The organism is Candidatus Brocadia sapporoensis (assembly GCF_001753675.2).
GTDB classification, from domain to species: Bacteria; Planctomycetota; Brocadiia; order Brocadiales; family Brocadiaceae; genus Brocadia; species Brocadia sapporoensis.
This window is the reverse complement of the sequence record NZ_MJUW02000044.1, coordinates 50,457-62,922: the sequence shown is the minus strand read 5'-3', so window position 1 is coordinate 62,922 and position 12,466 is coordinate 50,457. Positions and strand designations below refer to the sequence as shown.

Below are 12,466 nucleotides of genomic sequence, written 5' to 3'. Positions count from 1 at the left end.
ATACCACCGCTCCTATCCATCCTCTTCCTTTCATCGCTCTTCCTTCCCTCCTAATTCTGTTAACCAAGACCTTCAGTACGTTATAAAACACAATTACTTGCTAACATGCGGACAAGTGCCTGATTTTGTACAAATAATTTCTAAAGGTACACTACATGTCTCGCAATCTCCGGCTTTTTCAATCTGCGGTGCATACCGTCCCTTTATAGTTGAAAAACCCTTTCCCGCCTCTGGGCTCTCCTTACCACATTTAGGACACTTAAATAGAACTCTAGCCCAAATTTTTTTACTGGTAATGTCATCTCCACATTCATCGCAAGCACCAGGAGCTGGTAAACACACACCATATTTTTTACAATTCGTATTGATACAACTGTAAGCAATCTTTTGACATGCCCAACAAGTAGGTAAATCTGTGTGAGTTTTATCACCTGCGGTACGATGTTTTTCAAAGTCCCAAATATATCCTATCTCGGAACATTCGTTAAATTCTCTAACGTCTTTGCAGGCGTCGCACCAAAATGCTTCAAATATTTGCTTTTTATCACAAGGTTTATCCCAAACGGCAAAAACAGATGAAATCAAAAAAAAGACCAAACTAAAAATACCAGCAATCAGAAATATGCTTCTCTTCATAACCCTCTTCACCTCCTTTCATTTTTTATAATTTTGATTTAAAATTACTGTCACATATAAAAAAGATAGGAGGCACAAATCATACCAAAAACATATAAAACAAAATAATTGTTATATCTATCTTGTTTAAGGCATGTTACACAAGCATTTAATAAATTTTATAATAACTATTCATTAATTAACTTCTACCAGAATGGCTGATATTTACCATTACTAATTTGTTAAACCATACTTCTGCAATCGATATCTAAAGGTACCTCTCGTTAGCCCTAATAATTTTGCAGCCTTTGTCTTATTATTTTTACTTTTTTCAAGTGCTTGAGTAACTAATTCTTTTTCCAAGGCATCTAATGATAGCCCATTCGGAGGAAGATTAAAAGAAACCATTTTATCCGTAGTTTGCGGTTTGCTTTTTTCAATCGAATAGGAGTCTTTAACTATTGAAGTCAGTAAGTGCTCAGACGTTATTAAATTTCCTTTACAAAGAATTACTGCACGTTCAATAACATTCTGCAGTTCACGTATGTTACCTTCCCATTTATGCATCATAAATAATTTTTCCATTTCTTTACTCAATGATATTGGTGCTTTTCCCATTTTGGTTGAAAAACGTTTTAAGAAGTGTTTGCATAGAGGAATGATATCTTCTCTTCGTTCTCTTAACGGGGTTAAAGTGATAGGAAAAACGCTTATCCGATAATATAAATCTTCTCTGAATTTCTCCGATTTCACCAAATCGACCAGATTCTTATTCGTGGCGCATATAATCCTAACGTCAACTTTTAAAGTTTCTGTCCCTCCCAGCCGTTCTAACTCTTTAGTTTCGATGACGCGTAACACTTTTGCTTGAACCGCCATGCTCATTTCCGATATTTCATCCATGAAAAAAGTACCCCCAGCTGCCAATTCAAAACGTCCCTTTTTCGTCTTTTCTGCGCTGGTAAAGGCACCTCTTTCATAACCAAATAATTCACTTTCGAGTAAATTTTCAGGTATTGCAGCACAATTTAATACTATGAGCGGTCCGCACGCCCTGTTACTATTATAGTGAATGGCACGCGCAATTAATTCTTTCCCTGTGCCACTTTCACCTGTTATCAAGACGGTAGAATCTGTTTTAGATACCTCACCAACCAATCGCAATGCTTCCACTACCTGTGGTGAATTACCAATAATATTTCCGAAGTTGTATTGAGATTCAAGTTCTTGACGCAAATATTTATTTTCAATCGTCAAGGAACTCATTTTTAATGCCCTTTTGACTGCTAACTTGAGAATATCATTATCGAATGGTGTCGCTAGGTAATCGAAGACACCCTCTTTCATAACATCTATTGCGGAAACTACAGAACCGTAGGCAGTAAGAACTATAATAGGAATGTCAGGCGCTTTAGATTTGATCGCTTTGAGGAACTCGAGTCTTCCCATTTCCTGAACCTTAAGATCCGTTATGAGAAGATGAAAACGTTCTTTTTCGAGGTAGTCCAAGGTTGTAGCACTATTACTAGTGGTTACAACCTTGACATCCCCCATATCCTGGAAAACCATAGCAAGCACTCTTCGCATGCGTTCTTCATCATCAGCAATAAGAACTCTGTAAGCCATCTTAAACCTTAAAAAAAGCACTTCCGGTGCTTTTAAACAAAAAAGACTTAGCGGTTACATTTGCTTGCTATTGTCGAATCAACAGACCAGAAAATCAAATAGCCCAAACGATAAGGGCAGAAAACATGAAACCCACCATAATGAGACCAGTTATCAAAATAGGAACTGCAAAAAGTCTGGTTATAAAACTCACGAAAAGTGAAGGGGGTGCAACTTTATAATTCTCCAATAGTCGTTGATTTTCGAGCCTTTTGAATTGACCTAGACGTTCGTGCTTAAATTCCTCTTCTGTTATTTTTCCCGTAAATATTGCCTCATCAACTGGCATTTTTTCAGGAAGCAAATGAGTGTGGAAAAAGTGGATTGTAAAGATAAAACCAGCCGCAAGAATTGCTTCGTATCTATGAATAATTAATGCAATACTGGGCAGGTCAATTATACCTGCAACTGAAACTGGTATAATTTTAGTAAATTGTACCGGAAACCAAAGAATTAATCCAGTAAGGGCCATAACTAGCGTCCCCCACATCAATGATAAATATTCAAATTTTTCCCAGTAAATCCATCGGTCAAAATCAGGACGTTTTCCAATACCAAGAAACCATTTAAGGTCGCCGATGATATCAAATACATCCCTGGGTTGAATAAGCAACGAATTGGGCCCCCAGAAAAACCCTTTTTTCTTTTGTACCGATACATTATAAAAGAGAAATATGAAATGAATAAATGCAGCAAAAAAAGTAATCAAAGCACAAATACGGTGGATAAACCCAGCGGTTGGATATCCACCGAACAATTCATACAACCATCTTGCCCAGTCATAGTTTCGAAAAGCCAATGGCATTCCAGTTAAGACAAGGCCAAAGAAACTAATGATGATCAAAAAGTGGCAAAATCTATGTAATAAACTAAATCTTAGATAGTTAGTGCTGATCTTCATCTGCATGCCCCTTTCTCTTATACTCGTCGCGCACTGTTGCAAACCAACATAGCAATGAATGAACTCCGAAGGAAGAAAACGTAAAAGCCAATATTCCCATGTATGCGACAAACACTAAGCATAATATTGTTTGCGGGCTTTTAATTAGATTTTTCAGATCTTCTGGGTTACTACGTGCATTTTTTAATGCCGTGAGTAGTTTTTTATAATATTTTATATTCTTGATCTGAGGATGTTCAATATGTTTTACGAAACTTGCATTGGCATTCGCATGACAATTTCCACAAGTTTCCAAAATCCTTTCCTTGCCAACTTTAGATTCAGGATCTTCAGAGTTTAGAATTTTATGTTTGCCATGACAATCAAAACACACAGGAATATCAATTGTCGTATACCCAAGTGACGCAACTTGACCATGTGCGTTATTCCTGTAACTAGAAAGGTACTCCTGATGGCAGGTTCCACAAGATTCGATAGTTAATCTTCTGTGAACCGGATCGGTTCCCCTCGGGACATCACGGGGGGATTTTTCTCCCATTGGAGTATAATGATATGTCAAACCAGCGTGGCAGTCTTTACATGTTGGTACATCTCTATTATTTTCTTTCATTAATTTTACATGGCTACTCTGCAAGTAATCTTCTGCCGGATCGTCATGACAAAAGGTTATGCAGTCAACCGGTTTTAAATTTGGCTTGTGACCTTCAGATAAATCTGCACCTTCAAGATCCTGATGACAGTCAGTACAGAAAAAATCTTCTCCGCCGTGTGCCGATGCTTTAAAGGTTCCTTCATCTATCAGCATTGAAACCACTCTGATCTCACCAGTAACAGGATCTATCTTCGCCTTTTCTGCGGTCTTTAATTTGTCCGGCTTTGTGTGACATTCGATACACGGGCCATTATCGCCCGCAGTCAATACTGCAGGCGATAGGCTAACAACTACAACACTTATAATAAAATGCGCAAACCACTTAAAATCACCTAAGCCTGATAAAACTCTTAACACCAAGCTTTCTTTCAACTTATAAACCATCTCCGGAATCCTCCCCAGCTAGATAACTCTTAAGCGCAAAGAGTTATTCCTTTTTCTTTGGTTTTAACGGTGTGTTCAGAATTTCGTCCTTCGGCAATATGGCCGCCCACTTCTTTTTTTCTTCTGGAGAAAGCTTCTTGATAGCAATATCTACCTCATCTTCATCACGATGATCATCTTTCTTAAAATACTCTTTATAGTCCATAATCTTATCTGTTTTTGGGCATTTGTTCTTATCATCTTTACTTTCCCAATGACATCTCAGACATTGCTCTTTTACTGTGGCAGGGCCATTGATACCCGCAACAATCAAACCGGCATCGTACTGTACTTTTCTCGCCTCAAGCGGATCCTTTTTTAGTAATTCTTTAAAAGCATCCTTTCCTTTACCCTGATAATTCTCTTTTAACTTTTTATATTCTGAACCTGCACCATGACAGGCCTCGCATTGCACATTAGGCAAATATTTTTTGCCAGCCTCAGCGATTTTCTCACCATAAGCAGTTGCATGACACTTCAAGCACTCTGGATTTTCAGCATCCGGAGTTCCTTTCAGCCGCTTCTCCCATGTATTTGAATGCAATCTTTCCTTATATTCCTCACCTTCAAAGCAACCTTTTCCCATATGACACTTGCAACCGCTATTACCAACATATTCTGCACTGTTGGATATCGCAGGAAATGAAAAAGTCAAACCCAATACAGACACCACAACGCCACTCACAAAACTCAGAGCTTTCCAACCACCAAACATTACAATCTCCTTTCCTAGATACACATCCGAGAATAAATTAGAATGACCATTCCAATACTGTCCACTAACAACTTTTTTAATTATGACAAAAAAACTTAATTTGTTTCATTATCGTTTTAACAACGACGATCACTCACAAAAGCACCTGTAAAATGTCTTATCAAAAAAGACGTTTTATAATAAGAAAACGCTAGATTAGCATGCTTTTCAAATAGTGTCAAGAAAAAATTCAGGCATCATGAATGCTGATTTTTTGACAGCAGATTTTCCACAAAATTCGTATTGATATTTCCATTTGCAAATTGCGGATGCGCTATCAGTTCTAAATTTAACGGAATTGTTGTTTTAATACCTTCAATTACGTATTCTCTCAAAGCCCTTTTCATACAGGCAATTGCCTCTTCTCGTGTTTTTTGATAAACAATTAGCTTTGAAATCATGGAATCATAATAGGGAGGAACCTCATAACCAGCATGCACGTGAGAATCCACTCTTACTCCCCTGCCACCTGGTGGATTATACGAAATGATCTTGCCTGGTTGGGGCCGAAACCCATTGTTTGGGTCTTCAGCATTAATACGGCACTCTATAGCAACGCCCCGAGGTTTGACTCGTTTCTGCTTTATGTTTAACCGCTCACCATATGCAATTCTTATCTGCTGTTTCACTAAATCAATACCAGTAACCATTTCAGTAACAGGATGTTCCACCTGAAGTCGGGTGTTTACTTCGATAAAATAAAAATCTCCCTCTCGGTTTACCAAAAATTCTACCGTACCTGCATTTGTATAATTCACAGCTTTCGCTATTTTAATTGCTGCCTTACATATTTCCTCACGCAAACGATCAGAAATATTAGGAGACGGAGATTCTTCAATAAGTTTCTGGTGTTTTCGCTGTAATGTGCAGTCCCTTTCACCTAAATGAACGATATTGCCGTAATTATCTCCAAATATTTGCACCTCTACATGTCGCGCATCTTCAATGTACTTTTCTATATAAATAGACGGATCCTTAAAAGCTGATTCTGCTTCCCGCTGAGCAACTGCCAATGAATTTACAAGACTTATATCATTGTGAGCAGCGCGCATTCCACGTCCTCCACCGCCAGAAGACGCCTTAATAATGACTGGGTAGCCGATCTTATGTGCTACATCAAGTGCTTGCTGCTGACTTTTGATAACTGATTCGCTCCCAGGAACCACAGGGACTTTACAGGCTTTAGCAATTTTCCTGGCCTCTGTTTTATTCCCAAGCTTTTTTAATACTTCCGATTTGGGGCCAATAAATACAATTTTGGATGATTCGCAAACTTCAGCAAAATGACTAACCTCTGATAAGAAACCGTATCCGGGATGTATCGCTTCAATATCAGTTATCTCCGCTGCACTGATGATACTCGGAATATTTAAATAACTACCCTCTGCGTCTGAAGAACCAACACATATCGTGATGTCTGCTTGCTTTAAATACATAGCATTTTTGTCTGCTTTCGAGCATATTGCAACTGTTTCTATGCCCATTTCGCGACAAGCACGGATAATTCTTAAGGCAATTTCGCCACGATTTGCTATCATTATTCTGGAAAACATACCCTCAATCATCCGCCGATCATTAATTTAATAAATTTTATAATCATATCTGTTATTTTGTTGATGGCCTAATACAAAATAGTGGCTGACCAAACTCCACAGCCTCTCCATCGTTGACACAAATATCAACAACTTCACCTACCATTTCTGCTTTTACCTCATTCATTATTTTCATTGCCTCAATAATACAAACCACGGTTTCTTCGTTAACAAAATCTCCCACATTTACACACGGCTCAGAGCCGGGGGCACTCGCCCGATAAAATGTACCAACCATAGGCGAAACAACCTCCGCAACATTTTTACTTTCTTGCACAAAAACTGGCATCTGATGTTTTTGTTCTAATGGTTGAGGATATGTGGAAGAAGCTGTAAGTGGTGAAGCAACGGTATGGGTAAAACCAACTTCGGTTTTCTTAATCCTTATTTTGGTAACATCTTCCTGAATTTCAATCTCTGACAACTCATTTTCATTCATAATTGAAATTAATTGCTTTACCTTGTCTATAATACTCATTTTCTATTCCTTAATGTGGAGTTTTGTTTTTTAATTATTAAACAGGAAAGCTAAAAAATCTTCTATTAATTCGTATGAGGAATACCTTTGTTTAAGAACTGCGTGGAGAAATATGAAACGACAAACTGGCGGCACAAAATGAAAGGCTAATATTCGGATTAGTTTTTATTACGCTTAGCTTAACGGACAATGGCGTGCTTTCTTTTTTATTTATATCGTTATTTCTTTAAGCTTTTTTGGCGCCTGGCTCAAAACTTCATAACCGCAGGAAGTAACCAATACCATATCTTCTATGCGTACACCGCCCCACCCTGGAATATAAATCCCGGGTTCGACAGTAAACACCATGTTCTCTTCTAAAATTTCTTTGCTCCTGCCATTAATTGTGGGCCCTTCATGAACCTCAAGCCCGATACCATGCCCTAATCCGTGACCAAAGCACTTAGTAAATCCCTTTTTTTGAATATAGTTCCTCGCTGCATGATCAACATCTTTTGCTTTTCTGCCTGGTTTTATGCTATCAATAGCAAAATTTTGCGCATCTAAAACTATTTGATATATTTTCCTATATTCGGAAGATATTTTATCTGTGAAATGAATCCTTGTCAAGTCGGAATTATAAAATTGAAAACATACGCCCCAGTCGATTAAAACAGCTTCTTTACCCTGTATTATTCTATTGGTAGCACGTGCATGTGGGAGCGAGGCCCGTTGCCCTGCAGCACAAATTATTTCAAAAGAACTTCTTTCGCCACCTTGATTTCTTATTTCATACTCTATAAAATCCGCAATTCTTTTTTCAGAAATACCCGTTCTTATTTTTTTTCTCACTACGTCATACGCCCTCTCAGCAATATGAATAGCTGTCCGAATCTTCGCTAATTCCTGAGCTGTTTTCCGCTTTCTATATTGCTCAACAATTCCCTTCGTTGGTATAAGGCAAATCCCGTCGTTACCATCTGTAATATCATGATACTGACAAACCGTAAGATAGAGAGATTCAACATAGAGCTTTTTGATTTTAAGACGTTTGAGTTTCCCACAAATCGTCCTCTCCAAAGAATTTTTTTTTTCAACAATCTTAATCCACGGAATATCCTGATGTGCTTGCTCTATGTATCTAAAATCCGTGAACAAGTAATCGCACTCAGGGGTGATCAAAAGAATGCTTTCGCTCCCCGTAAAGTTCGTAACATACCGAATGTTTACAGCATTTGTGATTAAAAATCCATCTATGTTCTCATCTGTTAATGTCTGCTTTATTTTTTTTAAACAACCCATAGCAATGTATATCGAAGCTAAGCATTCTATTGACTGATTACAAAAACTATTTTTTTTCTTTTTTAATCTTTTCTATTAATGTATCTATAAACATCTTAAATTGCCTGTCGCTATCAAGTTGATCTTTCACCTTCTTTATGGCAAACATAACTGTGGAATGTTTCTTACTCGCAAAGTAATTCCCAATTTGTTGGTAAGACCAGTTAAGAAGAGTTTTGATCAAATACATACATATCTGACGTGGGAAGGAGATGGATTTTATTTTTTTATTCGAATGAAGCTCATTGCGTGAAATGTTGAAATAACTTAATATCGTGGCTTCAATCTCATTAATTTTAATGATTCTTCCTTCCGACAAAAAGAATTCTCCCAATACATCCGTGGCTAATTGGATGTCTATGTTTTTTTCATTAAACTTGGCATGAGCAGAGAGCGTTGTCAACGCACTTTCAACTTCTCTGACGTTATCATCAAATCTCTCTGCAATAAACTCCAATACCTCCTCAGGAAAATATACCTCATAATTAGCAGCTTTTGATCTCAAGATTAAAAGTCTCGTTGCATAATCAGGCTTATCAATTTTGACAATCATTCCCGACATAAATCGACTCGCAAGAGTTTCTTTTAGCTGACCAATCATCTTCGGATGTGCATCACTTGCAAAGATAATTCTTTTTGATAACTCATACAATGCATTAAACGTATGCAAAAACTCTTCCTGAACACCCTGCTTATTAGAAAGAAAATGTACATCATCTATGAGAAATATATCCACATTTCTGAATTTCTGCCGAAAAGCTTCCATCTTTCCTTTTTGCAACGAATAAATAAATTCATTTGTCCATTTCTCGGCTGGCATATAAATGCCATTTGTATTTTGTTCTTCACGAATTCGATTCCAAACGCCCTGAAGAATATGAGTTTTTCCAACGCCAACTGGACCGTGAATAAAAAGTGGATTAAAAGCAGGATATTTGTCCTTAATAATCTCAAGGGATGCAGCATATGCCATTCGGTTATTAGGTCCCACCACAAAATCTTCAAGCTTCAGGTATCTGTTTAATGTTGAAACGGCTTTGTTACCTTCTGGTTTCTTCTCTTTGAGTGAGTTGTCAACCGGTAGGATTTGTTCATCCTTGCCGTTTTTTGATATAGAAAATCTTATGTTCAGATCCTTACTTTCTACGAGTTTCCCGATACCTTCCCTCAATATATTTGAAAAATTTTCTTGTAACCAAACCTGGGTAAATACATTCGGCACGGCGATATTTGCACAGTTATCATGAAAAGATTCGAGTCGGGTATTTTTGAACCACAGATTAAATCGCAAAGGACCAACTTTTTCCCGAATATTTTGAAGAACATCATCCCAGACCTTTGTGTAAAACTCCATTTTTATATGGTATCCTTTGTATGGTCTATAAAGAAATTTGTATTGGAATTGAAATACGATTCATCTTTGAAGAAGGGCGATATTAGCAGAAGGGTTTATACGTGTCAAAATAAAAAGATATTCACATTGTTAAAAAACTTTTGGCATAAATGCGCAGCATACATAACTTCTTTATAAATAAAACAATTAAAAAAAATATAATCTCTGCAACAAATTAACAAATATATTTATTTTTAAAAATATTTACACCTACAACTTCTATCATGATAAACATCATGTTTTGTAATATCATATTAAATTGAAACTTAGAGGCACATATTTTTTCACTGCTTCCATACTGTATTAATTTGGTTGCACACATAGAAACTCTTCTTTCATAAAATTCACTTATTTTATAAAAATGAATTGTTAATAAATTGTCGATTATTAATTAACAATCAAAAATATTATTATATGTAACTTCCTCAATATAAATACGATACATTTACTTTTTTCTTTCTTCATTATGATATAAATACAATGTTAACAACAACACAATTGTTTATTTCCGTTTTTAAAAAAGTATAAAGATTCTTAACGTTTATTTAACAAAGAGATACATTTCCGAAACTTATCAACAGATTTCAACTTATTGTTACATAAATTTCAGATATGTTCGTAGAAAAGTTGGTAGGAAAAAGTGCGAAGGTAATGTATTACTCGAATTGAAATTCGATTTGAACTTCTAACATCTCTATTACAATGTTATATGGATCTTTTTAATTACAATAAAGCCATTATTTTCATATAGTTCAGGTTATTTTACATGCTTTTTTAGTTCTGTCACAGAGGCAGAAAGATTTCTACCTAAATCCTGCAAACGAGGCGAAGCCTTGTTGCAGGATTTAGGTTGAAAGATACTACATCGTACTTCATGCATAACATCTTCAATTTTTATATATTCTAAACATCTTTGCACTGAGCACCCTCTCCTTGTATCTGCCCTGCAGGGGCTGCAAGGCACTTCTTTATAAATGATTTTTACCAAATCGCCCCGAGGCCCCCAGATTCTTGGATCCGTAGGACCAAAGATGGCAATTGTATGGACACCAAGAGCAGCCGCTAAATGTGTGACGCCAGAATCATTTCCAATAAAGAGGTTACATCGTTTTAATACGGCAGCCAGTTTAGGTAGCGGAAGTTGATCCGCTAAAACAATATCTTTATTACCCCCTGCTTTTAATCGTTCCGTAATCCCTTGATCAGCAGGTCCTGAAACCACCAGGATATGCGCTTGCAGTTCCCGGCTGAGCCAGTTTATCAATGCAACAAATCTTGTAACAGGCCAACATTTTTGTCTGCTACCGCTCCCTGGGTGAATGGCAACCAATATTTTTTTTGAACCGACAATATTGTCTTTTATAAAATCCTCCCCAAACCTGTTGTCTTCATCGTTTAAAAATATCTTTGGGATATTATTGGTATAATTGATACCCAGGGAGCTTAAAGAATTTAGAAAATGATCAACAATGTGAATGCCTTTATCATCCTGGGGAAAAGGATCGTAATGAATACACCTGGCATTTGAAGCATTCAGATTATGAGAAAAAATCCGGTCTCTGTCAGAGATAAATGAAATAATCAATTCCATCTGACACAGTCTTTCCCTGAAAGACCTAGGTATCTCAGCATCTTTGACAAAGAGATGGGCAATATCCAGTTGATCAAAACGGCTGACTACATCCGCATAATAGCGCTCTTTGATAAGTTCCAGATGCGCAGGGTAGCCCATGACTTCAATAAAGGCATTGGGAAAATGATCACGGATAGCACCAAGAGTAGGCAAGGTGACGATCATATCGCCAATAGCCCCTGGACGTATAATTAAGATATGTTTTTGGTAAGAATTTAGAAGTGCTTTTGGAATGACTTAACAGAAATATCAAATTTGATGATTAACATGGATGGATTTAAGATATACTATACCGACTCTTCTTTCTTTTTTTTAATCATCTCAGTCACATTCTCAAAGAATTTTGGATTCCCATCAGCCGCAGCCCGTTTTTTTGCCTCCGCCTGAATCTTTTTCACATCAAGGATATCGCCCATGCACTCCTCTGCGGATTTACACCATTCCACGCAGGTTGGAACCTTATCTTTAAAAATTGTTGTACCACATTTATGGCAATCCGTCTTTTCTTCATCACTCCACATCTCAACCATAACGCCGCAATTATGACATTTACGATCTATTGGTGTTGGAGTTGCGTTTCTGATACTACCGGGACATTTTACTTTGCTCATGTTATGACAATCTCCATACATTACAGAGAGACATTTGATCTTTTTCTATTTAAAACGGAATTTTATGCCAAATTGTTTCACGGGTCAAGAATTTTTTTAAGAAAAGACGACGGCAAAAAACTTTTTTCATCTCCATGACCACACAAATCATTACATCATACCGCGGCTATGCCGCAATCAAACACTCCGAAAGACTTCTGCAATATTGCTTGAACATGGAGTAATAGATGAGTGATGTCCGCAGAGCAGGGAATTGAATGGTTGGAATCGATTTTGTGAGTAATTGAGGGGAGGGAAAGCGAAAAACGAGCCGGAAGAAGGGGTGAAGACGTACCGGGTCTGTGTCAGTTTTTTGCGATCTTGGTATTCAGTTACCCCGACCTTCGCAATTCGAGGGGTGTATGAGCTGCTAAGCCAGCAAATACAAGG

At 37.2% G+C, this 12,466-nt stretch carries 11 protein-coding genes; all 11 read right to left on the bottom strand.

The features are described from left to right. Positions 1-93 precede the first annotated feature (93 nt). Positions 94-636: a hypothetical protein gene (locus BIY37_RS04225; protein WP_070066585.1), complete on the bottom strand. Its 543-nt coding sequence runs from the start codon at positions 634-636 to the stop codon at positions 94-96. Positions 637-849: 213 nt separating this feature from the next. Beyond that, on the bottom strand, positions 850-2,241 hold the full coding sequence (locus tag BIY37_RS04220) for a sigma-54-dependent transcriptional regulator (protein ID WP_070066584.1): 1,392 nt from the start codon (positions 2,239-2,241) through the stop codon (positions 850-852). A 94-nt stretch (positions 2,242-2,335) separates the two neighbouring features. Further along, positions 2,336-3,181 carry a formate dehydrogenase subunit gamma gene (locus BIY37_RS04215; protein WP_070066583.1) on the bottom strand — a complete coding sequence of 282 codons (846 nt, stop codon included), beginning with the start codon at positions 3,179-3,181 and terminating at the stop codon, positions 2,336-2,338. Continuing rightward, positions 3,165-4,217 carry a hypothetical protein gene (locus BIY37_RS04210; protein WP_070066582.1) on the bottom strand — a complete coding sequence of 351 codons (1,053 nt, stop codon included), beginning with the start codon at positions 4,215-4,217 and terminating at the stop codon, positions 3,165-3,167. Before BIY37_RS04210 ends, BIY37_RS04215 begins: the two co-directional genes overlap by 17 nt. 43 nt (positions 4,218-4,260) lie before the next feature. Beyond that, the gene (locus tag BIY37_RS04205; RefSeq protein WP_070066581.1) at positions 4,261-4,971 is read right to left on the bottom strand and encodes a multiheme c-type cytochrome; all 711 of its coding nucleotides are present in this window, start codon (positions 4,969-4,971) and stop codon (positions 4,261-4,263) included. A 236-nt stretch (positions 4,972-5,207) separates the two neighbouring features. Beyond that, a complete protein-coding gene (gene accC, locus BIY37_RS04200; protein WP_070066580.1) occupies positions 5,208-6,563 on the bottom strand; it encodes an acetyl-CoA carboxylase biotin carboxylase subunit in 1,356 nt (451 codons plus the stop codon). A 52-nt stretch (positions 6,564-6,615) separates the two neighbouring features. After that, positions 6,616-7,080: an acetyl-CoA carboxylase biotin carboxyl carrier protein gene (gene accB, locus BIY37_RS04195; RefSeq protein ID WP_070066579.1), complete on the bottom strand. Its 465-nt coding sequence runs from the start codon at positions 7,078-7,080 to the stop codon at positions 6,616-6,618. A gap of 210 nt (positions 7,081-7,290) precedes the next feature. After that, positions 7,291-8,361 (bottom strand): M24 family metallopeptidase, encoded by a 1,071-nt coding sequence (locus BIY37_RS14025; RefSeq protein ID WP_070066578.1) that lies wholly within the window; start codon positions 8,359-8,361, stop codon positions 7,291-7,293. A 46-nt stretch (positions 8,362-8,407) separates the two neighbouring features. Then, positions 8,408-9,754 carry a chromosomal replication initiator protein DnaA gene (gene dnaA / locus BIY37_RS04185; RefSeq protein ID WP_070066577.1) on the bottom strand — a complete coding sequence of 449 codons (1,347 nt, stop codon included), beginning with the start codon at positions 9,752-9,754 and terminating at the stop codon, positions 8,408-8,410. 796 nt (positions 9,755-10,550) lie between these two features. After that, positions 10,551-11,591 (bottom strand): glycosyltransferase family 9 protein, encoded by a 1,041-nt coding sequence (locus tag BIY37_RS04180; RefSeq protein WP_070066576.1) that lies wholly within the window; start codon positions 11,589-11,591, stop codon positions 10,551-10,553. Positions 11,592-11,713: 122 nt separating this feature from the next. Beyond that, entirely contained in the window at positions 11,714-12,037 is a 324-nt protein-coding gene (locus BIY37_RS04175) for a hypothetical protein (protein ID WP_070066575.1), read from the bottom strand. Between the last annotated feature and the right edge of the window lie 429 nt (positions 12,038-12,466).